We start from the raw sequence: 26,594 nt of genomic DNA on the forward strand, positions 1-26,594 counted from the left end.
GGAGTTCCGCTCCCCCCTTCTAACATCCGCACTCCTTCTCCGTACACTGTGATTTCACCGCATCTCTGACCATTTCCGGCTCTAAAGGCGGAAAAGCTGAGAATGGTGAATATTTCAGCAATGAAGAATCTTTTATAAAAGGATACTGCTCCCGGAACAGTTTGAATCCCATACCGTATACATCCGTCCGCGATTCAGCAAGCAGTTCCTGCTGAGATGCATAATACGCTTCTCCTATCTGGTAAAGATACTGAACAGAAGCCCACATCGCCATCCCTTCATATACAATATCTCTGGCTGTGAGCGTACATGCCTGACGGTTCATACCGTAATATCCAAGCACCTCTTCATCCTTCCAGTTTATATACTGCCAGATATGCGTCAGTTCATGAACCATCGTATTAATGGCTGCAAGCCTGGGACTTCCATTTTCCACAAGCAGACTGTATCTGCCATTCTTTTTCTGCGCGTACCCAAGCACCCGGGCGGCGACCTGTGTGCTCGGTTTGAAAATCATGCCCACGCCCTTGGCTATTGTACGTGCATCTGTCATTTTCACGCTGATCGGCGCACGGAATTTAATTTCATAGAAATCTTCCATCATTCCCAGTGTTCTATAGAATAATTCCCGAAAATCATCCAGCCTTGTTATAGCATTCCTTGAGCAATCATTGCAGCGTATCCGTCCATCGTTCAGTTTTTCATAACTCACTCCGCTGAGAGGAAGTCCACAGAAATCGCAGTAATTTTCCACTTTTAAATCCAGCAGACTGTCATTGTGCTTCTCTCCCTTTCTGGCAAGAGTCAGAGAGCTTTCCGCCCAGCCCCTTACTCTGAGATATCGGTATGTCTCGTCCACCTGTATGCGTCCATCAATCTCATCAAACCCAAATTTGAGAAAGCATTCCTTTTGGTATCTTGACTTGGCGATCGGCGTCAGTCCGAGCGCTTCAAAGCTTTCTTCCAGAAACGCGTTATCCTCAGGCATTCCCTCTGTGTCAAAAATGTCTGTTCCATCAACATGAATAAGATCCGGGCTGTCCTCTTCTCCTGTTTCCAATATATCTTTCAGATATGACGATTCCTCCGGCTGTTCCAGAGAATAGTCTGTGCTGTCTGTACTGTCTGCACTTTCTGCACTGTCAGAAGAGGTTTGGATGGTCTCTGCTGTATTTTCTGATTTTTCTGTATCTTCTCCCAGTTCATATCCGGAAGCTTCCTGAGCAGCCTCCTCAGGAGCAGCATCTGAAGAGACTGGTATGGGATCCTGCTGTTCCTTTTCGCTGTCTGGCTCTTTGATTGAAATATTCTCCTCTTTTCTGCCTCCGAACAGTCTGCGGATTCTGTCGAACATTTTTACCAGCAGACTTCTTTTCTTTGTCTCTTTTTCAATTTCCCTGGACAGCCGTTTGACCGGCACAGGATCCTTTTCTGCCGGTTCCCTCATTTTCTCCAGATGCCATTCCAGAAAGTCAGCGGCAATTTCCATAAGCTTCATAAAATTTCTTTCTACCGCCTCCAGAAGGCCCAAATCAATATCGCTGTCCTCAATAATATAAATGTAATCCTCTTTCAGCTTTCCTGCCGCCGGATAAACCATATAATTCAACATTCCCTCAATATCATCCGGCTGTTTTGTCACTGCAGCCAAATACTGCCAGCCATCAGGAAATACTGTTTTGAAAATTTCTGACAAAAGCAGGCAGACAGTAAAGCGCAGCCTGTCATCGGTATCAGGCAGCTTCACACACAATACAGATTTATTGCGATACCTCCTGACGAGCTCAGAGACCGCCGGATCGCCCGATAAATCAATTTTGCGCGCTGTCCGCAGATTATGACTGTCCTTGAGTTCCAGATAGCCTGTTGTATTTACATGGAAGTTCATCCTCTGTTTTGTAAACTCTACATCATCCACAATTTTGCTGGTAATCACTTCGTCTGAAGAATCCTCTTCCAGAAAATACATTCTGATCTGGCGGTAATATTTCCGCCCGTCATACAAATCTGACGCTCTGCGGAGCACCACGCCGCTCTGGGGAGATACATAGCGTGCAATATAATATTTTCCGTTATAGGTTACATACTGACCTGGCAGAATAGTCTGTGTTACATGACTGAAAAGCTTTGCGTCAATATATCCCTCTTCTGTCTTTTCGTCCTCCAGAATATAATAAGCATTTTTCAAAGACGCAGAGAAATACTTTTCAAATGTGTCCTCAGCAATGCTGTAAACAAAGGAAGAATAGCGTTCTCTTCTATTTGTATGAAACGGCGCTTTCTGCACAGTCAGCACAGAACGGTCTGCAAAGGTATACTTTTCCAGCAATCCTGTCAGGGTTCCAAATACATCATCTGTCTCCAGGCCAATCAGCCGGAACTCTCTTACTATTTCCTGCTCTGAAACAGCATGCAGAGACATTTTCACGATAAGCTTTAAAAGAGTATTCCGTTCTGTTTTTGCATAATCCGGCACCAGTGAAGGCACGGCGTTTGGGTTTGAAAGAAACATCTGCTTATTGCAGCGCATATAATCACGCAGAAGATAATTTTCTGAAAGAACATTTACAAATATCTGTTCGCTTCCCCGCGATAAGTATGTGCTCATCATACTGAACATATTGCAGAATTCATCTTCTGCTATAATAAACTGTTCCTTTTCAACCTTTGTGCTCCACAAAGCTGAGACAAAATTGATTTTTTCATTAAATGCCTTCTGCTGGATCGGAAGATTCATATATCTGCAGATATTAGCATAATACTGTCCCGCAATCCATTTGATATCCTTCACCGGGGCTTTCGTGCCGCCATACCAGGAAACCTCGGGAGTCTGATTTTTGACTGCAGTTGCCGCAAGCTCTAATCCGTTGCCCAGATATCTGATCTGCTTATCAAACAGCTGCTGTCTGCAAAAATCGCCGTCTGCATCCCAGAACATCGCTGTATAATTGCATCTGGGCACAGGCGCCGCGACCACATCCGTAATTTCAGTACGCAGAAGATGAGACAGCGTATCAATCAGGCCGTCTGCGCTTCTGTCACAAATACAGTACACTGCTCCTCTCTTCTCCGGATCAGACTGAATCTCCTCCGCAAGAATGCTCAATGCAACCTGCCCTGTATTGAGCATAAGAGAAGGCTCTATCATAAGCACAAACTCCGTCTCATGGAAAAAGTTCAGATTGGCGTCCATGATCCTTTTATCATAAATCTGCGTAAAGGTCAGAATTCCTACTTCACATTCCGGTTCCTTCAATGTCAGATTTTCAACGCGCCACAGGGATTTCATATGCGTGTATTTTCTGAGCTCCTCGGATATCCATTTCTTTACATCCTCCGCCGCAGTTCTTCTCCCGCAAAGCACTGCAGCCTTTTTTCCGGAAAGCAGCACAGACGCCAAAGGCAGCATAACATAAATACCCAAATCACGATAAAACGGGTTCAGAAAAACCACATTTTTCCTGTGCATCAAGGCGGAAACTGCCTGGACGCAATCTGCGTCAGCATTCCTGTATCTGCCCCCTGTTTCAAAATATTCTGCTGTCAGCTGTTCCTGTTCATCGTCGGACTCCTTCATCCTTTTAAGAAGCGCCGCAGAGCTCTCCATTCCTGTAAATTCGCTTCCCGTATGCGCAGCCAGAAGAGCGTCCGGAAAAAGCTGTTCAAGGATTTCCCTGAGTTTATAGAATCCTCCTATCTTTCTGGAATCCGCCTCATCACCCAAAACCGTATGCTCAAACTCTTCCTTTGTCTGTCCATTGACAAAGCTGTAGATTTCTATTAAAACTACCGCCGACGCGCTTGGGAAAAACAAAAGCCAGGCAGCTGAATTTTTTCCAAGAATCCATGTGACCGCAAGAAATAATCCGGAAAACAGAACAAGCCCCCAGACGACCATCTGAAACACTCTGCGAAAATTCGACCACCTTTTCTTCAGGAACCACTCATCATAATCATAGTCATATTGATAAAATCCCAGGGAAAAAAGCTCTAAAATACGTTCTTTTTTGCATAAAGAAACAACAAGTGGCCTGAAGATACCCTTAAAGAGTACAAAGCCCAGCATAAGAATTATATTTGCTGCCAGCAATTCTGCATTTGTCAGAAAGCTTGATATACCGCATAGCTGCTCCGCGGCTCCCATATCGACACTCCACGCATAGACTCCCGCAGTCATTAAAATGACCGAAAGCGGAATCATCGGAAGCTGTCGGATCCGGCGCGTTTTCTTTGCACTGAGTTTCAGTTGAATCAGGCATAAAAGCGCTGCTGCAGCAATCGACAAAAATATCTTAGCCGCATTTATCATCGTAAATTTCCTCTCTCACAATTTCAATTTTTCTTCCGAACCTGTATGGAGATTCCATTGTCATTCCGGAATTGTTTACAGCAACCGGATAGCTTTCCCCCGTCTCAAAAATATAAAGTTTATTTTCCTGCGGTGGAACGGACATATCAAAATTCACTTTGACGTTTGGACGGCGGGAAGCAAAATCAACATTAAGATGGTAGGCCCTACTCCAGCTTTGCAGTTTTCCAAGAAAAATCTGGATTGCTTTCAAATGCTGGTATCTGCCCGACCTCTCTGTCCCCTGGTCCTGCTTTTTACGCATAGCCAGCGCCAGGTAGGAAGCTCCCCGGATATGGCTGGCTATTTCACTCATATATGAGGAATAGGTTCCCACCTCTCCGACAAGCTGACTGAAATCTCTGCGAATATAATGATTGTAATTTTCAATCAAGGAATCCAGCCGGGCCTTCTGTCTCAGCAGCATCCCTGCAGCAAACAGAATAATAAGCAGAATTCCTCCCAAAAGCGTGAAGGCCAGCGCTGCGGCAGAGTCCGATTCACCACTGAGAATATGGAATATGACAGGAAGAGAAGCAAGTATAAGAAGCATGGCTGCCATCAATACAACAGCTGCAACCGGACCTTTTCCAACCCGTCCTCCCAGATATCTTTTCACATCAGCCGAGGCTTTCTGCGCACCCTCGTCGGATGACAGCCTTTCTTCCGGCAGGACGCTCTGAATATGCATAATATGATGATAAATACCGTCTATTTCCTTTCTCAAATCTTCTTCCTGGTATTTTCCCAGAAGCGACACCTCATCCTCAGTGAAGGTACAGTTTCCCCTCATCCTTTCTGCAGTTGCATTCAGGGCCCGTTCAGCCTCCCTGACATGCTTAGCAACCCTTTCCTCTGTATCCTTTTTCTGTTCAGACCAGAGCGCTATATCAGAAGCCGGACCGTCAGAAAAAATGTGAAACAGCTTTTTTTCTACCAGTCTCTCCTCTGATTTGGGCAGCTTAAAAGGAACTGAAATATTCATCCGATAATCCGGAAGCTTTTCTGCCTCGGAAACAGCCTTTTCTCTTTCACTCTTTATACTCCGCTCAATAGTTCTTTTCGCATCACGAAGGCGATCCGCAAGAATCTGAAACGCCTCTTCCAAAGCCGGTTTGTCCAGCAGCACATTCAGCTTATACAGACGATATGCCTGCATGGTACTAGGATCCCAGCTATTGCTGGCCATAAGCATCACCGCATACCAAAAGCTGAAGTCGTCGGCTTCCTTTTGAACAGATCCCTTCGCTTCCACATCGTACACCATAAACCGGCATATACTCGGAAAATGATTTCGCTTCCAGAATTCTGAACTCTCTGATTCCTTATGATTCAGCCATGCCTGCCCGATGCTGTCCCCGTCAAAAAAGCTTCTGTTTCTGAGTGTAATGATAAGAAGCTCCGAGGGTTTTTTCCCGTTATACGCATATTTTCTGGCAAGCTCTCTGTGTGCCTCTTCTTTTTCTCTGTCAATAATCGGAACATAAACCGTCCTCGGAGCCCGGTGTGCTTCCTTTATAACCTCGGAACGGAATTTTACTTCCAAAGGAGGCACGCCTCCCAACATCTGTGTCAACCGGACAAGAGGAACCGGATTTTCCCCTACTGTATCAGAGGAGTCCTGATTTATGGCAAAATCGTATGGGTTGGCAGAATCAGCTTCATAAGCAGCCATGCAGTCATCGTCCTCATAACGGACGATGACTGCGCGCCACTCCTCTTTGTCATCTGTAAGACTTTTAAGCTCAGGAAGCGCCGTATCAATAGTGGTTCCGGATTCTATCCATTTACAGATCCCTATCTGCCTGTTCCGAATAGGTTCCGCGAAAATTGTTCTGTACCGCAGAAAAGATTCCTGTGTTTTTTGACCTTGTATAATTACAGAATACATGTAAACCACCACCCCCTGATGTAAACCGTAGCTTTATCTCCGAAGTCCGGATGCTTTCTCCTGAACATACTGGGCTTCTTTTTTCAGCCCCAGCTCATAAAGGGCGTTTGTAATAGTGTCGCAGGTCTTATCAAAAAGAGACTCTCTGTAAATCATCGGATGACTCTTGCTTTCCAAAGCTACTGACTCCAAATGCTTTTCAAACTGAGCCAGGATAATCTTTCCCATAATCTCCGGCAGTTCCTTCTGGCTGCAGAAATTAGAAAGATATTTTTTTATCTCTTCTATTTCTACTCGAAGCATCTCTATCACATTAGCCTCGTAATAGATATCAGGCGTCGCAGACTTTTTCATAAGCATCGGGATATCGAAAATATTTTCAGAGGACACATTATCCGGTCCTATTCCTGGTTCCTCGATGTAAAAAGTGCGCAATGCGGAAAAGAGCATTCCATTCTCCAGAGAACTGTTGGTATTCAGATCATCCTGTGTGAGCTCTTTAACCTTTGTCAGGATCTGGCGTATCAATTCGGGATAAATCGCAATAGCATCCAAAACCTCATACAGCTTATCACATTCTGTGCCATTGGAGACTACCAGCGTATCGTCCTCCATTCTTAAGAGGATATTTCTGAGCTTATATACCTTTGCGTCGCTTCCTTCTTCGGTCAGATATACATACCGGTTGACAACCGCCCAGAAAAACGCCGCGTAGATATCGTACTCCTGCCTCTTCTGATTTTCCTCGTCCAAATCCGGCATCTTTGTGATAATATGCCACCATCTGTCAATGTGGGGGCTGATCTCTCTGCTTCGATGTGATTCCGGGTGAATTCCATCAATCAGCTCATAATACGCTTTAAAATATTCTCCGCTGCTTCTGTCGTAGGTCAGAGATTTCTCAGGCGGAGCAAATTTGCTCAGATCATTCGCGCGCAGGCCATAGAAGGACTGATAAAACATAATGGTATTTTTGGAGATATCCTCATCCGGTTCCCCTCCAAAATTCATCAGCTCCTTGCGTATCAGCTGCGCCCTGGGCGACTCATCGCCCTTTTCCGGCATCAGAGACGTGTGGAAGGTGCAGGCATTGATGGGCTCTCTTGCTTCTCCCAGGGGGCTCTCAATAAACGGGCAGGAAAGATTGCGGGTATCGCTGATTACTTTCCGGGTATATTGCTGGATTAAGTCGTATGCATTATTTTCTTCTTCATATCTGCCCTCATAATCCGCTTCTTTTTCAATAGCCGAAATGACGTCAATATCCAGTTCGCCGCCATAATCCTTCATTACAGCATTTTCAAAATATCCTATAATTCCCTCGTCGAAGAGCTTATTAAAATATCTGTTATTATTCGGCTTATCTGTATCCATCGCATAAGCAAGAACGCTCTGATAAATATTTTTTGCAAGCTTCGAATCTATAGCAATCGCGCTGCCTTTATAGGGCTTCTTCTCATAAATCTTTTTTAGGCATTCCGGACTCGCGCATACATAACGCACCGTTGTTCCCTTGCTGCTGCTATATTTTTTGCAGATCTCAGCAATATTTTTGTCAAGCTCGTCCACCTTACTTTCAAAAGAATTATAAAAGCTTTCAAAAGCCTCTACAATCGACTGAATATATTCTATTCCTCTTCCCAGCACATATGACTGGGCGCACTGAACCTGATATTCTTCAATATTATCAAAATACTGCCGAAGCTTTCTCTTAATTTCCTCCTGTTCGCCGGTGGGACGTTTTGTAAGCTTATTCAAAACAGAAATCTTTCTCTCTGTCAGATCATCTACGCCCTCTTCTACATCCGGCGAATCCGGGTCGTCAAAAGTGTTCTTTTCAAAAGCGTCAAAGTAATCCTTGTTATCCTTTTTGTCGCGGTCAATTGCCTCCTTATGCCGTTTCATCAAATCCAGAATTTTGATCAGCATATATCGAATCGCGTTAGGGTGAAGAAAAGCTCCGTCGTTATTCACCAGATACGTTTCCAGTTTAAACTCTTTTCCGGAAGCAGTATCTGAACCCGAGCCCTTAAACATAGAATACGCTATTGTCTGAGCCACTTCCTCCATATAGGCGTTTGACATAAGTCGGTATTCATCCGCCGCTGTATACGCACCGATATACTCCTCCCAGTCATTTCCCAGATTCATGATCTGCTCTCTGGCATCTTCCCTCTTGGAGCTTATCTCAGAAGAATTATCTTCCAAATCTACAGCTGTTTTCTCCAGCACAGCTGTTACATACTCTTCCCATCTGTTGGAAATTCTCCTGACGCCATTGACATATCTTCCTGTGGAACGAATAATGGCATTTGCAAACGCATCGTCGTGTTTGGCAGCCGATTCAATCTGATTTACATAAAAAGAAGTAAGCGTCTGCTCTTTTACTGCCAGCCCCTCTTCTCTTTTCTGATTATTTTCTTTGCACAGCTCGTTATACAGATTGTCATACTCCATCCACTGCATTGAAACGCACTGCTTGGTCCATTTCAGCGCAATCAGCTTGCGGATATCCTCAAACGGATAAATCAGCATGGAAGCTCCTGCTCCCGCATAACGGTTGCGTCCGTGTTCTTTGGCCAGCTTGCGGATCGTATTATCCTCGGAAGAATTGCTCCGTTTATTCATCGGCCCAATAGACTGGGCATAAATACAGTTAGCAGCATGATCCAGGTACTGATCAAAGGAGTTCAGCTTGCCGCCTTCCGCATTCTGAGCGTCAAACAGAAAACAGAAGTCATAAGGTCTGATATTATACTCCTCATAGCCGTTGGAAGAAGCCTTCGGAAACTGCATTTTTACAGACCTTTCATACTTTTCGGGAAGAGTCGCATCTCCTTTCATCAAAAACGCATCCAGTTCCCTTAACGTAGCATAGGCATTGGCCTTCAGATTGTTTCTCTCAGTCTGACCTGTGATTACCTCGTAAAAAACCTCCGGAAGGATGAAAAATCCTCTGGTAATATTTGCGCTCAGACGAAAATGAGTCGCCAGATAATTTTTTGTATAAAGCGCCACGGGCAGAATCAGACCCGATCCGGTTCCTCCGGCCAGAGAGCTGACAATAATTACACGCAAAGCCTGCTCCACCTTATCCTCTTCCACTTTGTACAGACTCTGAATGGCCTCATGAAGCGGTTCCATCTTTCCGGCACGAATCACGGTCTCCAGCGCCAGTCTTGAAATAGAACGGACCTGACCGGCCCCTTCTGTCAAGGTTTTTCCATTTAAAATCGCATTTACAGGAAACCATGTGTCCCTGGCGTGGGTATCTTTATTCAAATACTCGCCAACTGTCTGCTTTGTAGACGTCTGGATCGTCTTAATAAATGGGTTCCTTTCCTGTATTCCCCGCAGATCATTGATATCTGTATCAAAAACGGCAAAGGCAATATTGCTGCGCTGTTCGTCTGTCACCAATTTTGATACCCTCTCGATGATTTTACAACCGGTTCCTCCCAGGCCAATCAACAGTGTAGGTGCATTCATTTTACTCCCTCCTAAGTATGTATAAAATTTATTATCACTTCCATCATTTATTCGTCTGGCTCGGAGTGCAGATATAAGTCCATTCTCCTCGCTTTGCCCTTATATTGACGCCGGAACTGATTTCATATTTTTTAACGTCCTTTTTAATCGTTTCCCCATCAAAGGTAATATAGTCCTTTTCTGCAAAGGCTTTGATATTTGTTACCAGCATGCGTCTTCTTCTGACAGCCCGGACGGCCAGCGCCGGACAGCCGGTTACGCCTTTTGGGACATACATAATCCGACCTTTCTGAGAAACATAAGGCACGATTGTAGACAGCAGATTTTTTTCCACTGTTCCGTTTCTGTCCTTTCTCTTTTCTCCCAACATGCTCGGAATACACTTAATGTAAGGCCTTTTTTTCAGTGTCTTAGGCAGATAATTTTTTATGAAGGGAAGATAGCCTGCCAGTATCAGCAGAACCACAAGCCAGGCTGCCAGCTTAACTACCAGATCCCAGTTACGCTCCCACCAGGAACGGGTATCCTCCAGCTGGAGCGTTCCTTCCATGCTTCCCTGCCAGTGCTCGCTTCCAAATTGCTGATCATAGACAACCTGATATCCGCAGTTTTTATAGGTTCCTGTAGAAGGTCTGCCTTCCGGTAGACTGATCAGAATCCTGAAAACGCCTGTTTCTTCTGTCTTTTCCATCACCGGTGCTTCCAGCTTAAAATCCCGCTCTTCATCTGCCAGCCGAACCTCCGGAGCTTCCATAGCCTCCCATTGCTCCGCGGTCATTTCCTGTCCGTCGATCAGTGCCGTTACCTCAATATTTCCATTGCCCGTAAGCCCTTCAGAAGTCACGGTATAAACCGGATCATTTTTTAAGCTGAAGGTAATCTCCTTATCCTGATAGATATCATAGGACAGGCTGGTTGCCACAGTGTTGTATTCCAGATAATTCGCGGTGACATCAATCTGAAGAGGTCCTTCCTCCAAAGTAATAATATCTCCATCCGAATACAGGCTGTCATGCGTAACTCCATTGTTTGTCACAGCCGCCTCATAAGACACGTCTCCCAAAAGACTGGACTGCGCCACCTTTTCGGAAGTTCCCGCCTTTACAAATCCGAAGGAAATCGTGTAATCTCCTGCAGGCAGATTCGAGAGATTCTCCACAGTATTCCCGGCGCTGTCTGTAAGATAAGCCGCCACCTCGATATTGGGCTTATAATAAATCTCTATCGTCTCCGCGCCTGACACATCTATCGTATAGCTGCCAGCCGGAAAATCATCCTTGAAGATTGCAATTTTTCCAAGCAGATTTGTCACGGGCTCATTATCATAATTTTCTGCGTCGCATTCACTGTATTTTACTTCTACCGGAGTTCTGGAGCTCGGGATTATAGTTCCATCCTTCTCAATTCCGTTAATGGACACATTGGCTCCCTGAGCAAATACAGTCAGTTCACCCATCGGAATGTCAAAAGAAAACGACTTCTGGCTTACATCGACCTCCAGCTTGTTTGAATTAAAAATGCGGGTGCAGATTTCCGTAATTTTATTCAGTATGTCGCTGCTGGTAGCCGCCTCAACATAATAAATGCTCTCCTCCTGTTTTTCGGTAATACCGTCCGCATTCTCGCCCATTCCGAGAAACATCACATTGATATCCGCATCCTTTTGAGACAGAAAAGCGTCAATCCCCTCCGTTCCTTCCACACCCTGAAATTCTCCGTCTGTAAGGATCACAAGCCACTTTTCATCTGCTGATGCATCTTGAAGATCTGCATACGCTTTTCTTACCGAATCAAAAGGAGTATTGCCGGCCACCGTCCTTTGATTATGTATCTTTGCCACATTCGTCTCCGCTCCGCTTTGCCCGTCAAGCTGTATTCTGGGATCTGAAGCAGTTCCGTTCTCATAATCGCTCATATAGTAGACATTCATTTTGTCAGCCTCGCCAAGCATAGCGGCAAAAACTTCCATAGAATATTTAGCCTGGCACCATGTGTCTACTGCAATATTGTCTATGTTAAACATACTTCCCGAATCATCATAGACTACGTGGATAACTCTCGAATGAACATCAGACGCTCTGGCATTCTCCGCCGGAAGAAACAGGCATAACAGCATCACACCTGCCATAACAAGAAACAGAGCCTTGTTGAATTTCCATATATTGTATTTCATTTCCATCCCCTCCGTAATACCGATTCCCGGTTTACTGATTTTACTGATTTATATTGTCCTGTCCTTATTTATCTTTATTTATTACTTTACTAAATTTGTATGATATTTTCCTATTTTTTTCATAATTGGATAGTTTTTATACAAAATTAGACATTATACTATATCTTCAAAGAATTGACCAGCTCCAAAACTTTGTGTATGATTTTTATATATTTACGACTAGTCTGTTTAGAAAAATATTGATTCATGAAAAGGAGAATGAATAAATATGAGTTCAGAGAAATCAGCCATTTATGATGACGATGCCTTTTTTAATAATTATATAAATCTCAGAAATGCCGAAAGCAATTATAATGATTTGATTGAACAGCCTATTGTATTCGAATTAATCGGCAATGTCAAAGATAAAGCTGTTATGGATATCGGCTGTGGATATGGGGCTATGACAATCAAAATCGCCAACAGCGGGGCAAAATATGTTCTTGGAATCGATTCATCGAAAAAAATGATTCAAAAGGGAATGCTTGAAAATTCCCACGAAAATATTACCTATAAAGTTCTTCCTGCAGAGCAAATAGCTTCCTCAATTCACGAAAAATTTGATCTTATAGTTAGTTGTCTTGCCATTCACTATGTTGAAGATTTTCAAAAGCTTTTTTCAGATATTTACAATTTATTGGAACAGAATGGAAACTTTATCTTTTCGATGGAACATCCTATGTATACAGCAAGTAAATTTCCCCAGCAGTGGGTTACTGAGCCCAGTGATAATACTGTCACTGGCTTTGTCACCGATCACTATGGAGATGAAGGTCTCCGCAATATTTCTTGGCTGGGAAAACAAGTGAAAAAATATCACCACAAGATAGACACTATATTCAATGCGCTGATTGAAGCAGGTTTTATTCTTGAAAAAGTGATTGAGCCATCTCCCAGTGCGGATTTAATGAAGAAAGTTCCCAAAACAATTCATGAATTACACCGACCCGCCTATTTAATAGTAAAATCCAGGAAAGGCTGATTTGTATGAATTATCAGTATGATTTGTTTATTTCATTTAAAAATTCTACTGAAGCAGGGCTGACTGAGGATCGAGAAGCTGCCAGAAGGATCTTCAATACTCTGACACGAAATAATTTCAAGGTTTTTTTCTCCAACACTGTTTTGGCTGACAAAGGAATAGCAAATTATATGCTGGAAATTCAGAGTGCTCTTGAGATGTCAAAAGCGCTTCTCGTCATTTATTCACATATTGACTATATCTCAAAAGGCTGGGTTGCGCAGGAATGGATGACGTTTCTCAATCTTTTAATGAAAGATCCAAACAGAAGCATTTATATATTCTCATTAAACAAAGACACTGCCAACCTGCCTCCCTTTTTGCGTCCCTATGAATGTTTTGAAGATTATCATTCTGCAATCACACACTTAACTAACGGCATGCGTAATCAGACTGCAGCCGCGGAACCTGGTATCGCCAAACGGGAGTTTCTTAATGCCTATTGGGGGCTTTTTGAAAATACAGACATTTATGATTATATCAACAGGCCTATGAGTGAAAATTTTTATAATTATCCGGTATACTGTTTAAAAAGCGCTTACATCAACGGAGGAAACACTCAGGCTTACATAAATGGTCTAAAACAGATTATTGAAAATGAAAAGAACCCGCTTGCCTCCTATCTTCTCAGCAGACACTACCGAAACGTTAATTATCTGGATCTCGCATATTCCAGAAAGCTTTCAAAAGCAGCTTTTGAAAGCTTCAAATTCAAAATACGGAATTCTTCTCCTGACAGTGAAGTCGGACTGTGGATTCTAACAGATACTCCGGAATATGACGGCGCATTTTATATGTGTGACGTCATTCATGATGTACTGGATGCTTATGATGTAAAAACCGATATAAAAGTTTTGTCCCCTGGTATGCTGGAAGCTGTTAACCTGCAGTTAAGGCGCAAAATAGTTCTCTTCTGGTCTGATGTTTGCCTGGATATACCAGAATCTTTTGTCGAAAAGCTGCAGCAATACAAAGATAACATATTGATCGGTTTAAATTCTTTTGGAGAAGGCGCTTTAACCTATGACATCAAAAACTGCAGCATATTTGAAAATCATAATATGGATATTACCAGAGTATGCAGAATTCTTTTAAGTTAACCGGAGGCCGTATATGATATATAAAAAAGAAATAGACAAAGCCATTTCGTGGCTGTTTAAAACACAGAACAAGGAAAACTTCGGCTGGAGCTGGGTCCAAAATATTTCACCTAATGAGCAAAATACTGCTGAGGTTGTATATGCAGTTTCTTTGTTCTGCGATATTTTAAATGACAATCAGAAGCTGCTCATAAATGAAGCCGTCCGTAAATGGCTGTTGATTCCCTCTAAGCATGCGGTTCTTACAATTGACTGGGCCTGGGTCGGTTTAGCCTTATCCGAATATGCAGAACATTATGAACAGTATTCTCCCGATTTTAGTAAAGAATTTGTCTGTAAAGATATCGAGACCTGCATAAATTCCATGCTGTCTCTTCAAAACGCGGATGGAGGGTGGGGAGATTACAAGCATGATATGTCAACAACCTTCCGAACGGCAATTTCCATTATTTTTTTGGAAAATCAGAACCAGCTCAGGAACGACGCAATTGAAAAAGCGCTTGACCATGCTGTGAAATGGTTATTACAGCTGCAAAATGAAGATGGCGGCTTCGGAAATGTCCTGCGCTCAAACCTGACGCAAAATATACTTGCTTACTATGCAGGCGTTGAACAGGAAATCGTCGAGGGACAATATTTATCATCACTCTCAGCGACGGGTTACGCGCTTTGGGCATTATCCTGTCGGAACAAATATATGTACGGCAGAGAAATAGATCAGGCAGCTGAGTATTTAAAAAATCTGAATCTATCTTCCGGATATGAAATATTTTTTGAAGTCGGAATACGAAGAGGAGCTCTCTTTACTTTCAGACATTTCGGCGCCGCATGGATGGGAATCGGTCTGTTAAATTCTGGAAAGTCAAAATTTTACTCAGATGAAATTATACGTTTAATTAAGCATTTCCTCTCTCTTCAGGATCGAACTAACGGAGGATTTAAATGCAATGACTCATCAGAAGTATATACTTGGTCCAACTGCAATGCCTTGATGTTCTTGAGACTGGCTATCAATGCTATAAATGATATGAATGGTCTTGACTATACCGATATTATTGCTCAATATTTTTTAAGCCGTTCCCAAAAAGAGAATTTTAACAGCACTCCTTCCTCATGATATTCAGTATCACCAATACTGTATACCAGCCCTTCTCGTATTCAGCCTGATACTTTCCCTCATATCTTTTTGCCAGGCTCTGAAGAATCTGCGTACCGTAGCCTCTGCCTTTCCTGCTACCTCTTGCCACATGCTCCTTCGACGCCGGATTCTGCGCTTTTACAAACAGATATCCTCCTCTGATTTCCGCGTTCAGCTCAAATTTCCTGTCTTTCTGCGGCAGTTCGCTCAGAGCCTCCAGCGCATTGTCGAGCAGGTTGGAAAAGAGGCTGCACAGAGAAATGGCTTCTATCTGCAAGCCCTTTGGAAGAACAAGACTGATATTTGTTTTCACTCCAAGACTCTGAAACTCCTTCATTTTTTCGCTTATAACCGCATTTACCACCGGATTCTGGCAATAATCAAGCGGCTGGAGATCGTCGAGCCGCTCCTGCAGCATTCCCATCTGTTGCCGGGCCTCTGTCTTCTCTCCCTTTTCCAGCCTTTGCTGTATCTGCTCCAGCTGTTTTTCAAAGCCGGCGCGCATCATCAGAATCTCCTTCTGTTCTGCGTCCAGCCTCTCGTTCTGTATATGCCAGGCTTTCCCGATCTCATCGCTCTCCTGAAGCTCCCGCTGCAGCCTGTCTTTACCTGAGCCCCATGCCAGCACATAAAAAAGCAGAATATCTGCGGCAGCGCTCAAAGCAATTCCTCCGTACCCCCAAAGGTCCAGAGAACGCTCGCCGCTCAGAACGCCCAAAAGCATCAGAAGTTGACTGAGCGGAACAATAAGAAACAGCAGTCTTTCCTTCTTCATCCACTTTCTTCCCCGCTCTTTATTTCTTTTTCCGACATAGCCCGCAGCGTCAGCAGATAATTTTGAAAATCATGCCGGAGCCGGGCTGTCTCTTCCTGAACGCTCCGCAATCTGTCATACCGAAACTGTTCCAGCTCCTGCAAATGCCTTTTCAAGCGTAGCTCCTTTTCGATCTGCTCCCTTTTCTGCGCCTGGTCAAACACAATAAGCATATATACGTCTGCAGCCACTGCCAGAAAAACTCCGAGCAGAACCGGAACCGGCAGTCCTTCCGCTGCATCTGTATAGACTTCCGTGAGATACCACAGAAGAAACAGTTGGCTGAAAGGTAGGAGTACGCACAGCCATTGCCGTCCGCCCCTCAGCCAGCTGGAGCGCTGCAAAGCATTCCAGATCTGTAAGGCGAAAAAATATGCCAGTGTTGCCAGCGGACGCATGATCAACAGACACATAACAGTAAATTCCGAATCCAGTTGAAGAGGCTTTGCCCCAAAGTCAGTAAAAACTGCGGCAATCAGTATAGAGGTAAATTCTGCCGCTCCAAGAGTTACCGTCACCAGCACAAAGGCCAGGAGCTTTTTAGCCAGAGAGGACTGATAAAAAATCTGAAGATAAAGTATCATATTCAGGCACTGTCCAATCATAATCCAAGTCATACTGTAATCATCCTTAAGATACATAGCCGGCAGCTTGCAGGCACACTGAATCGCCCACCATCCTGCCGTTCCCAGCGCTGCAGCCCCCAAAGAATACCTTCTTTCCAATGTTCTGGAATAGTAAAGCAGAAGCATCAAAGCGTCATGGCCATAGATTAGAACATTTAAAATCAGTACAAACATATATGTCTCCTACATCTGTCTGGAAACATGGGCAAAAAAATGTTCCTTTGCCCCTTTTCCCTTCGCCTTGCTTACAGGAATGGCATACCCTCCCTCCAAGACAATTTCTCTTCCATGGAACTCCTGTATATAATCCATATTAACTATATAGCTCTTGTGACAATTTAAAAAACGGCTGTCCAGCTTCTCCTTCAGAAGCTCCAGCTTTTCGCCACAAAGATATTCTCCTTTTTTCAACACAATACAGGTTTTGTGAAGTCTGCTTTCCAGATACAGAATGTCTCTGAATGGAATTGCGATATGGCTTCCCCGGCAGTAAATCAACAGCTTTCCCTGTGTCAGCTCCTGTTCCTTCTGTATCCTCTTCAGAATACGCAATAACTGGTCTTTTCCAACTGGTTTTTTCAGAAAACCGCATAAATTTGCCTGTTTCAGGAAAATATCCTCCACATAGTCCAGCGTGTAGGCGGTAATATAAATTATTTTCGTATAAGGAGTAGTCTCAGACAGCTGCTCTGCAAAGTCTATTCCTGTCTGAGCCGACTGCTTCCAGTCGATATCCATAAAAACTATATCGTAATGCTCCCCTGACTCCTGTGCAGCCCAGAAAGTGGTCATATCTGAATAGGTATGTACCTTTTTCACGAATGAAATCTGTAATAGCTGCTCTTTCAAATCCTCCAGCGTTTGCGGCTGGTCGTCACAGACTGCGACTTTCATAACTGCTTACTCCCTTTTATTATATCCCTGCTTTTACACAAAACAATTTTTGAACGCAGCTACAGCGCAAGCTCTGGATATCTCTTTTTAACAAAAGCGTTTTCCTTAAGCTCGCTTACCGACGTTTCGTAGATTTTCCCCTTTGCAGGATTAAGCCCCCTGTATTGAAAACCAAAACGGACAACAAACTTCTCAAGCATATTGGAATACACGGAAATACCAATTTTCTCTATGTAAATTTCCTCTTCCTTCCATTCTTTCAAATGTTGAAAAATCCAGTCAAAAATCATAAGATAGTTTGTCTGCCGCTCTTCCTGGGGAATAATTCCTATCATCGAAATATAAGCGTCAAATGTTCCTCCTATGCAAAACAGGTCAATCATGGCTTCCCGAATGATAACTTCACCCGATATCAATTTTTCATAAGCTTCTTTCGTGACCGGATACATATCGCAGTAACCAATAATATCATCATTTTTTACCAGCAAAATAGAGGTGTCGTTTTCATACTCCTTCGCGGTATTTTTCCAGTCATCATACGTTCCTTCGATATCCTCATTCATTTCATACTGTTCTGCCGGGATGCAGAGATAGTCTATTTCTATCTCTTTCATTGTCAAGTCTGAATAATCCATTTCAATTCTGGATATATCTTCAATTTTTAAGAGCTCCGGTCCCTTTATTGCAGCTTCCTTTACTTCCGGCATCTTACCGTTCATTCCATGCAAAATAGATATTACCTTGTCAAGATGGACGTCAAGAATCTCTGGAAAGGCGTCCAGCCAGTGTGTCGGCCCGAGATAAAATTCCATTGCTTCAGAAGGCAAAAAATCTTCTATACGCAAGGGAATAATAGGCTTATTTCTTGAAACAGCAGAATTTATCTCTCTCAGGACATAATGAGATTTATCCGATTTGCTGGAAAATACCAGCAAAACCGCTGTGGAATTACTGATTCCAGTTACTATCTCTACTGCATATTCCGCCCCAATACGAATATCTCTGGGCGCAATAAAGCATTTATGTCCCCTTTTTTCCAATTTTTCAACAATATAGTCGGCTATCCCTTTGTTTTCACTTGCATACGATATAAAAAGATCATATTTAAACACCACTATGTTTCCTCCCTCCTGCATATATTTTCAATATTTCCCGGTTATATTGAGTTTCTGGAGCCTCATCAAAATTCATCTCCATAATTACAGTGTCGTGCTCTGACCTTTTTACAGCTTTAAATCCAATATTGCTCAAGAGCTTCTGTCCGCCTGCGGACACTGCGTCAGCAATAATACCATAAAAATAAATGCTGCGCTCTGAAGCCAGAGAAAAAATAAAATTTTCCAGTTTACCAAGCATCCTTCGTGCAAGCCCTTTATGCCTGTAATTCGGATGCACTACAATCGAAGACATATATGCCCAGCAATTATTTCCCTCTATATACCTGACAATATCCTCATCCGAAATAACAGTATCAATTACGCTGCCTGTTTTTATCAGCCTGAACATCTTTTCTGTTACAGGACTGAAATTTATATACCCCAGCACCTTTTGCTTAACACTGTCAACGGCCATGATGTATATTTCATTATTTTTTTGATAATAAGAAAGGCATTTGTCAAAATCCAGATAATAATCCTCTCCATATGAAATTCGATCTAATTCCAAAGCCTGTTTAATATAAGACGGTGTTATTTCGCTTCCGGTTATAATCTGCACATCCTCCATCGCAATATTCCCCTATACAATCCATTATGAAATTCGCAAAAACTATCTAAAAATAACATTCATCACCTTTAGCAGATGTAAAAATCAAAATACATATGGCGCCATCCTATTCATTTTGATCTCCCCATCGCGCCTGCATCATTTTTTCTATATTCTGACGTGCGGAAATATAGGTCGTCAAACCTGTATTTTTCATCCGACTGCTGACCATCTGCGGAGAAATTCCCAGTTCTTCCGCGATTTTTTTCTGGTAATACTCTCCGGCTGTTCCGTAGTTATACTTCAGCATAACCTCTCGAACAAAGGCATACTGGGACTTTGTCCAGGATTTTTCCATACGCCCGCATAAACGCAATACACTATTGACAGTCTCTGTCATCTGTTCTTCAAGCTCATTTTTATGTTCTAAATAAAGCCTGACACATATTTCAGAATAACCATAATCATTGTTTTCTTGAATATATTTTGTTGCCTCCCGGGCAGCCCAGTATGCCGGTCCATCGCTCCCTATACTTACGTCATGAAGAATTTCCGTACTCATACTGCCGACTCCGATTCCAAAGCGCAGCTTCAACGGGTATACGCTAAAGCGGATCCTGTCCACTATCTCCATCAGTTCATCCGCATCATTCAGAAGCCCCTGGAACTCGTCTCCTAACGTTATAGTAAACAAAGATGCCAAGCTGTCGGTATAAAACCGGTTCACTTCCTCCAGAGCCTCCTGCAGAGAGTTCTGGGCGCTTTGGCGGTCAGAAAGTGTTCTGGAACCAATCATATCTCCTATCACCGCAAAATACACAGCTTTCCTCCTCCTTCTGAGGATATTCTAACTCTTCCAAATATAAAAATCAACGAAATTTATTTGATTTTTATAAAATCAACGAAATTTATTTGATTTTTATGAGATCAATATTTTTCACTGATAGCCGTTGAGCGTCGATGTGCAAAAGACCATGCATCCTTACTGTACTGACACTACGCTTCCCTCAAAAACTCCTTCCACTCCATCCTCTTCCCATCCAGCACACACTCCTCCAGCACATTCCCATCATAGGACAGCTTCAGCGAAAAAAACGGATGCTCCTGCGCGAGCAGCTTAAAAAACACCCTGTCCCCCGGCCACAGCTCCAGGCTGCCTATTCTCTCCTTCGGCACCCACTCCAGCACGCCCTCCGGGCAGTTGTAGTCAATCTCTCCCTCCCAGCCCGTGGCTGTATACAGGCACATATACTGGGTCTCCACGCCCTTCAGGGCAAAGGTCACGATTCCACGGAAGCGGTAATCCGTCAGGGTCAGTCCTGTCTCTTCATACACCTCGCGCAGGAGACAGTCCTCCGGGCTCTCATAGGAAAGAGCGTGTCCTCCTACACCGATCCACTTGTCCTGATTGACGTCATTTTTCTTTTTTATTCTGTGAAGCATAAGCAGCCTGTCATCCTGCTCCAGATAACAGAGCGTCGTCAAGGTTCCAATATCATGTTCCATCTGCAGCTTCCTCCTTAGAATGATATCCTCCCGGAATCGAACACAGCCTGCCCTTGCAGGCTCCTTCCGGATCCCTTTTTTCACTTTTTTACTTCTCCTAATGTCCCATGAAAGGCTATATAGCATATAGAAAAAAGCTCCGACAACTGTCAGAGCCAGTTTTTCAAAACAAAATGGACACAGTCTGCCGCCAGCACGGCAAGGCAGACAAGCGCAGTCACCCTCTGCATTCTTTCGCTGGTTCTTTCCGTAAACCTTCGCACCAGCGGGTGCAGCAGATACAAAATCACCATGCCGCCTATTCCAAAACGGACACTGGGATTTAAGGCAATTCTTCCCTGGAAATTGAAGGAAAAGCGGGTGTAGTCCCACTGCCATCCGCCCAGGGTGAATTCCATGATGTAGCTGGCGATAAGCTCGATCACTGTTGTGATCACAATGATTCCCACAAAGACCAGAAGCGGCGTGATATTTACAGGCCCCAGCTTGATTTTCTTTTTCATAAGCCCTGACAGCGTAAGAAGCAGAATCACAGCCCCGAATCCATAGACAATACAGTATGGCCCAAACAGCGCGCCCCGGTTGGAAAAGCCCCAGCGGTACACGACCACCTCCAGAAACACCTCATAAATCCAGCCAATGATCGAATAAAACACAAAATATAAAAAATAATCCTGTACCCTTTTCATTTGTTCCCCTCTCATATGTTGTAATGAACCTCTGTATGTTAAATGCGTTTCGTTCAGTGTATGATAGAAAGGAGCGTCTGTCAACAGAAAAATGTTATTTTTTTAACATTTCCCTTCCTTTCCAAGGGTACCTTTTTTATAATATTATCCTAAGCCTTAATCATGGCGTGCAGCCAGCACCCGGGAGCTCAGCCGTACCAGCGCCCCCTGCGGAAGCAGCTTCGCCGCAATCCGCACCAGCTTTATGGAAAAGCCGTAGACAGACACTGCTTTTCCCTTTGCAGCATCCGCAAGAGCCTTCCGAACTACCCGTTCCGGTTCTGCCAGGAAAAGCCTTTTAAGGGGGCTTAGCGAAATGCCGCCGGCCTGAAAAAATTCTGTCCTCACCGGGCCCGGGCAAACCGCTGTGACGGCAATGCCTTTCGGCCGCAATTCCTCCTGCAGGGAACGGCAAAAGGAGAGGACGCAGGCCTTGGACGCCGCGTATACTGCAAATCCCGGCTGCGGAAGAAAGGCAGAGCCGGAGGCCAGCTGAATCACCCTGCTTCCCGGCTTCAGATAAGGCAGGCAAAGACGGGTCACAGCCATCAGAGCCCGGCAGTTGACGTCAATCGTATCGCAGATCCCGTCCAGAGCCTGGCTATCTACCGGGCCGTTATGGCCCAGCCCTGCAGCGTTTACCAGAAGCCGGACGCAGGGACGTTCCCGCTTCAGTCTTTCAGAAAGAACAGAAAAAGAGCTCTTGTCAGAAAGATCAAGCGCCAGGATCTGTATTTCCGTCTCAGGCAGCTCCTCCCAAAGCCTTTCCAGAGCCTCCCTCCGCCTCGCGATCACCCATATCTCGTGGAGATATGGATACTGTTCCGCAATCTGCTGCACAAAGCAGCGCCCCATACCGGAAGAGGCTCCCGTCACCAGCGCAATCTGTTTTCTGTACTTTTTCATCAAATCCCGCCTCCCGCTTCTCTCTCACCGGCGGTATTCCTTACGCCAGCAGATAGTTCTCGATAATTTCAGCGCATCCATCATGCTCGCAGTCCGCAGCCACCACATCCGCCAGCGCTTTGATGCCCGGCAGTGCGTTTCCCATGGCAGCGGACAGCCCTGCCGTCTTCAGGATCGTGATATCATTGTCTGCGTCGCCTACGGCAATCGTCCGTTCAAGCGGAAGCTTCAGGTATTCGCAGAGCTTGCGCAGTCCCTCGCCCTTGTCCACGCCTGACGCCGAAATCTCCAGAGAGGAGCTCTCCGCATTTACCATGACCACCGGAAGGCCTGCCCTTCGAATCCGCTCCTTGGTTCGCTCCCGGGATTCCAGATCCGTGTGGTAGAAATTTACCTTTTCCACCGGAAACGGCGCGGCGCAGTAGGCTTCATACAAGTCATCCCAGGCTGTCACCACACGCTCATACATAGGCTTATAGACGCCCATACCGTAGCGCTCCATATGCTCAAACTGGTCTGTCTGGACAATCGATTCCCTGTCCAGCAGATGCATCATGGCCCCTTCCTTTTTGGAAAGCTCCAGAAGCTCTTTCACCAGAGAAGGTTCCAGCGTCCTCATATAAATCTCCTTCTGCTCCCATATATCATAGACGAGCGCTCCGCTGGTGCAGATCAGGTAACGGATGCCCGGCACCTGGCTGGTGTAGGCAGTCAGCTCCGGGCGGCAGCGCCCGGTGGAAAGGGCGATGCTTTTTCCGGCCCTCACAGCCCTTTTTAACGCCTCCAGCGTAACCGGCGTGATTTCCTTCCTGGAATTCAGAAGCGTGCCGTCCATATCAAGGGCAATCAGTTCATACTGGCTCATGATGTCACTGTCCTCCGTTTTACGATTTTTTCTTATGAACATTCCGAATCGTTTTCTTCTTTCTTCCTGATGCCCCGGAAAAACTCTTCTGGCTCTTTGGACCTTCCTGTCCTCTCTCCGGGCGTATCAGGCATTTCGGCCCAAAGCCTATCAGATCGGTCCGTCCGCTTTTCTCCAGCGCTTCCCGTACCAGATCCCGGTTTTTCGGATCCCGGTACTGAATCAGGGCACGCTGCATAGCCTTTTCATGAGGGTTCTTCGGCACATAGACCGGCTGCATAGTACGTGGATCAAGGCCGGTGTAATACATGCAGGTAGAAAGGGTGGATGGCGTCGGGTAGAAGTCCTGCACCTGCTCCGGCATATATCCCAGATCCCGGCAGTATTCCGCCAGCTCTACCGCCTCCTTCAGGGTAGAGCCCGGATGGGAGGACATCAGATACGGAACCAGGTACTGCTTTTTCCCAAGCCTCTCATTCATTTTTTTATATTTCCGGCAGAAGGCCTCGTACACGCCCCGGGAAGGTTTTCCCATATGGGAAAGCACCCTGTCTGACACATGCTCCGGCGCGACCTTCAGCTGGCCGCTCACATGATGCTCGCACAGCTCCCTTAAAAACACGTCAGCCTTCGGATCCGCCAGCACATAATCAAAACGGATTCCGGAACGGATAAAGACCTTTTTCACTCCCGGAAGGGCGCGCAGCTTTCGAAGAAGACTGATATATTCCCCGTGATCTGCCTTCAGATTCGGACAGGGCTTTGGAAACAGGCACTGCCGCTCCGGACAGGCGCCGTGCTTTTCCTGCTTCTCACAGGCCGGATGGCGGAAATCTGCAGTCGGACCGCCCACATCATGGATATACCCCTTGAAATCCGGATCCTGAACCATTGCTTCTGCCTCCCGGATGAGCGATTCCTGGCTGCGGGCCTGGATAATCCGCCCCTGATGGAAGGTCAGGGCACAGAAGGAGCAGGCTCCAAAGCAGCCCCGGCAGCTGGTGAGGCTGAATATGATCTCGGAAAAGGCAGGAACCTCACCCCGGGCCAGGCAGGCCGGGTGCACGGCCCTTTTATAGGGCAGGTCATAGACCTCATCCATCTCCTCCTGCGTCAGAGGCTTTGCAGGAGGATTCTGAACAATGAAGGTATGATCGGAATAGGCCTCCGCCAGCCGTTTTCCCCGGATCGGATCTGCGTTTTTCTGCTGTATGGCAAAGCTCTCCGCGTAAAGACGCTTCTCCGCGCGCATGCTCTCATAATCCGGCAGAAAGATGGCGTCATAAATATCCTCCTTCCGTGAGCTTTTGTACACGGTTCCATCTACAAAGGTCAGATCCTGCACGGCAATCCCGGACGCCAGGGCGTCCGCGATCTCCACGATGGAGCGCTCTCCCATCCCATAGGATATCAGATCGGCTCCGCTGTCCAGAAGCAGGGAGCGCTTAAAGCTGTCGGACCAGTAATCATAATGGGCCAGCCTCCTGAGGCTGGCCTCAATGCCTCCAAGTATGATAGGCGTATGCCTGTAAACACTGCGAATCAGATTGCTGTACACAATGTCTGCCCTGTCCGGGCGCTTTCCCATTACGCCGCCCGGCGTGTAAGCGTCTGTCCTCCTGCGCTTTTTGGAGACAGAATAATGGTTTACCATGGAATCCATATTTCCGGATGAAACCAGAAAGGCAAGCCGTGGCTCTCCATATACCTGAATGCTTTCCGGCCTTCTCCAGTCCGGCTGGGAAAGCATCGCCACTGTATAGCCGTGGCTCTCCAGCACCCGCCCGATGACAGCCGGGCCAAAGGAAGGGTGATCTACGTAGGCGTCTCCAATCACGTAGACAAAATCCGGCTCTGTGATTCCTCTCTCCCGCAGCTCCTCCCGGGTGGCGGGCAAAAATCCTGTATTCGGCATCTCGTTTCTCCTTTTGGCCTATTTCAGCGTCACAAAGCTTCCATCCAATACCTGCCCGAAATCATGAATATAGTAATCCGCCATACGGCAGACCTCCGATTTCTGATCCGCCACATGGCTGTCCTCCATGGCGCAGACACGGATTCCTGCATTATGTCCTGCCTGGATGCCTGCAGGCGTATCCTCAAAGACCAGGCATTCCTCTGGAAACACGCCAAGCCGCTCTGCCACCTTCAGGTAAATATCCGGCGCCGGCTTCCCGGCGCCGGCTTCGCAGGAGGTCATATTGCAGTCGATATACTGGTCAAGTCCAAGAGAGCCCATGACTGCGTCCAAAAGCTCCCGGCTGTTGCTGGTCGCGATACCGGCACGAATCCCCTGTTCCTTTAAGTAACGGAGAAAGGAAAGGGCTCCCGGCTTCATGGGAACCTCATGGGCATATTTATATTTTGCCATCTCGATCCATTCTGCCTTGATCTCATCCAGGCTCTGAGGCAGACTAAACCGCTTTTTGAAATAGACCGCCGTTTCCGAAAAGCTCATGCCCTCGATCTCCTTCTGAAGCTCAGGAGGAAGCTCGTACCCGTATTTTCCCAGATATTCCACATCAATATCCGTCCACATCCACATGGAATCCACCAGAGTCCCATCCAAATCAAAAAGTACAGCCTTTACATTCTTCAGCATCCCGTCTCCTCCTTCAGACGCGCAAGCTCCTCCTCTGTCAGCAGCCTGCATTCGCCGGGGCTTAAACTCTCATCCAGCTTCAGGCTTCCCATAGACAGGCGTTTCAGATACGCCACCTCGCAGCCGACCGCCTCAAACATCCGCTTTACCTGATGATAACGGCCCTCCCGGAGCGTAACCTGGATCTCGCTCGTCCTGTCCTCCGCTTCTTCCGCGTCCTCCCTGGAAGCATCCGTCGCCGTGCTCTTCAGAATCACAAGCCTGGCCGGCAGCGTCCTTTTCTCATCTCCAATATCAAGGCCTTCCTCGAAAAGCCGCACATGCTCCTCCGTCACCCTGCCCCGGATCCTCGCGTAATATACTTTATCTACATGACGCTTCGGAGAAAGCAGAAAATGGGCCAGCTTTCCGTCGTTGGTCAAAAGAAGCAGGCCTTCTGTATCCCGGTCAAGCCGCCCTGCCGGAAACAGATCCCGCCTTGCTCCCTCCGGAAGAAAATCAAGCACCGTCTGAAACCGGCTGTCCTCTGTGGCTGACACACAGCCGGCCGGCTTATTGAGCATCCAGTATTCCATTTTCGAAACGGAAAGCTCACGGCCTGACACCGCCACCCTGTCATTCTCTTTTATCTTCTGTTCCGGCCTTACAGCCGTCTGGCCGTTTACTGTGACCGCGCCGCTTTTCAGAAGCTTCTTCACCTGGGACCGCGTCCCCAGTCCGGCCTCGCACAAATATTTATCAAGCCGCATG

The 26,594-nt window shown here is 45.7% G+C and carries 20 protein-coding genes; 3 read left to right on the forward strand and 17 right to left on the reverse strand.

Annotated features, from left to right (window positions below; genetic code table 11):
- Nucleotides 1-19 precede the first annotated feature (19 nt).
- The 4 genes from B5E77_RS10135 to B5E77_RS10150 all read right to left on the reverse strand — a co-directional run bounded on the left by B5E77_RS10135 (nt 20) and on the right by B5E77_RS10150 (nt 11,901).
- The gene (locus B5E77_RS10135) at nt 20-4,309 is read right to left on the reverse strand and encodes a hypothetical protein (protein WP_087165271.1); all 4,290 of its coding nucleotides are present in this window, start codon (nt 4,307-4,309) and stop codon (nt 20-22) included.
- On the reverse strand, nt 4,293-5,894 hold the full coding sequence (locus tag B5E77_RS10140) for a hypothetical protein (protein WP_143468613.1): 1,602 nt from the start codon (nt 5,892-5,894) through the stop codon (nt 4,293-4,295). Before B5E77_RS10140 ends, B5E77_RS10135 begins: the two co-directional genes overlap by 17 nt.
- Before the next feature lie 378 nt (nt 5,895-6,272).
- Nucleotides 6,273-9,728 (reverse strand): tubulin-like doman-containing protein, encoded by a 3,456-nt coding sequence (locus B5E77_RS10145; protein ID WP_087165273.1) that lies wholly within the window; start codon nt 9,726-9,728, stop codon nt 6,273-6,275.
- A gap of 43 nt (nt 9,729-9,771) precedes the next feature.
- Nucleotides 9,772-11,901 carry a hypothetical protein gene (locus B5E77_RS10150; RefSeq protein WP_087165274.1) on the reverse strand — a complete coding sequence of 710 codons (2,130 nt, stop codon included), beginning with the start codon at nt 11,899-11,901 and terminating at the stop codon, nt 9,772-9,774.
- A 268-nt stretch (nt 11,902-12,169) separates the two neighbouring features.
- Here B5E77_RS10150 and B5E77_RS10155 point away from each other — a divergent pair, with 268 nt between their 5' ends.
- From B5E77_RS10155 to B5E77_RS10165, 3 genes are read left to right on the forward strand one after another with little or no spacing between them, the layout of a single operon-like run.
- Entirely contained in the window at nt 12,170-12,922 is a 753-nt protein-coding gene (locus B5E77_RS10155) for a class I SAM-dependent methyltransferase (protein WP_087165275.1), read from the forward strand.
- Between the two features lie 5 nt (nt 12,923-12,927).
- Nucleotides 12,928-14,061 (forward strand): toll/interleukin-1 receptor domain-containing protein, encoded by a 1,134-nt coding sequence (locus B5E77_RS10160; RefSeq protein WP_087165276.1) that lies wholly within the window; start codon nt 12,928-12,930, stop codon nt 14,059-14,061.
- Between the two features lie 13 nt (nt 14,062-14,074).
- Nucleotides 14,075-15,178 carry a prenyltransferase/squalene oxidase repeat-containing protein gene (locus B5E77_RS10165; RefSeq protein WP_087165277.1) on the forward strand — a complete coding sequence of 368 codons (1,104 nt, stop codon included), beginning with the start codon at nt 14,075-14,077 and terminating at the stop codon, nt 15,176-15,178.
- Here the strand turns inward: B5E77_RS10165 and B5E77_RS10170 are convergent.
- The 13 genes from B5E77_RS10170 to B5E77_RS10230 all read right to left on the reverse strand — a co-directional run bounded on the left by B5E77_RS10170 (nt 15,156) and on the right by B5E77_RS10230 (nt 26,593).
- Nucleotides 15,156-15,974, reverse strand: coding sequence for an ATP-binding protein (locus B5E77_RS10170; RefSeq protein WP_087165278.1), 819 nt, complete (start codon nt 15,972-15,974; stop codon nt 15,156-15,158). The genes B5E77_RS10165 and B5E77_RS10170 overlap by 23 nt on opposite strands.
- Nucleotides 15,971-16,813 carry a hypothetical protein gene (locus B5E77_RS10175; protein WP_087165279.1) on the reverse strand — a complete coding sequence of 281 codons (843 nt, stop codon included), beginning with the start codon at nt 16,811-16,813 and terminating at the stop codon, nt 15,971-15,973. The genes B5E77_RS10170 and B5E77_RS10175 overlap by 4 nt, the downstream gene beginning before the upstream one ends.
- Nucleotides 16,814-16,822: 9 nt before the next feature.
- Nucleotides 16,823-17,533, reverse strand: coding sequence for a LytR/AlgR family response regulator transcription factor (locus B5E77_RS10180; protein WP_087165280.1), 711 nt, complete (start codon nt 17,531-17,533; stop codon nt 16,823-16,825).
- Nucleotides 17,534-17,592: 59 nt separating this feature from the next.
- Entirely contained in the window at nt 17,593-18,669 is a 1,077-nt protein-coding gene (locus B5E77_RS10185; protein ID WP_087165281.1) for a toll/interleukin-1 receptor domain-containing protein, read from the reverse strand.
- Nucleotides 18,638-19,258 carry a GNAT family N-acetyltransferase gene (locus B5E77_RS10190; protein ID WP_087165282.1) on the reverse strand — a complete coding sequence of 207 codons (621 nt, stop codon included), beginning with the start codon at nt 19,256-19,258 and terminating at the stop codon, nt 18,638-18,640. Before B5E77_RS10190 ends, B5E77_RS10185 begins: the two co-directional genes overlap by 32 nt.
- 106 nt (nt 19,259-19,364) lie before the next feature.
- Complete coding sequence (locus B5E77_RS10195) at nt 19,365-20,057, reverse strand: SatD family protein (protein WP_087165283.1); 693 nt, start codon at nt 20,055-20,057, stop codon at nt 19,365-19,367.
- 176 nt (nt 20,058-20,233) lie between these two features.
- Nucleotides 20,234-20,743 (reverse strand): NUDIX hydrolase, encoded by a 510-nt coding sequence (locus B5E77_RS10200; protein WP_087165365.1) that lies wholly within the window; start codon nt 20,741-20,743, stop codon nt 20,234-20,236.
- Between the two features lie 149 nt (nt 20,744-20,892).
- Complete coding sequence (locus B5E77_RS10205) at nt 20,893-21,432, reverse strand: putative ABC transporter permease (RefSeq protein WP_162609679.1); 540 nt, start codon at nt 21,430-21,432, stop codon at nt 20,893-20,895.
- 156 nt (nt 21,433-21,588) lie between these two features.
- Nucleotides 21,589-22,377, reverse strand: coding sequence for an SDR family NAD(P)-dependent oxidoreductase (locus B5E77_RS10210; RefSeq protein WP_087165285.1), 789 nt, complete (start codon nt 22,375-22,377; stop codon nt 21,589-21,591).
- Nucleotides 22,378-22,417: 40 nt separating this feature from the next.
- Nucleotides 22,418-23,242, reverse strand: a complete 825-nt coding sequence (locus tag B5E77_RS10215) for a Cof-type HAD-IIB family hydrolase (RefSeq protein WP_087165366.1) — start codon at nt 23,240-23,242, stop codon at nt 22,418-22,420.
- A 19-nt stretch (nt 23,243-23,261) separates the two neighbouring features.
- Nucleotides 23,262-25,157 (reverse strand): YgiQ family radical SAM protein, encoded by a 1,896-nt coding sequence (locus B5E77_RS10220; protein ID WP_087165286.1) that lies wholly within the window; start codon nt 25,155-25,157, stop codon nt 23,262-23,264.
- 18 nt (nt 25,158-25,175) lie between these two features.
- A complete protein-coding gene (locus B5E77_RS10225) occupies nt 25,176-25,844 on the reverse strand; it encodes an HAD family hydrolase (RefSeq protein ID WP_087165287.1) in 669 nt (222 codons plus the stop codon).
- Nucleotides 25,838-26,593 carry a pseudouridine synthase gene (locus B5E77_RS10230; protein WP_087165288.1) on the reverse strand — a complete coding sequence of 252 codons (756 nt, stop codon included), beginning with the start codon at nt 26,591-26,593 and terminating at the stop codon, nt 25,838-25,840. Before B5E77_RS10230 ends, B5E77_RS10225 begins: the two co-directional genes overlap by 7 nt.
- Between the last annotated feature and the right edge of the window lies 1 nt (nt 26,594).

Origin of the sequence: Lachnoclostridium sp. An131, from assembly GCF_002160825.1 — a bacterium.
Taxonomy (GTDB): Bacteria; Bacillota; Clostridia; order Lachnospirales; family Lachnospiraceae; genus Laedolimicola.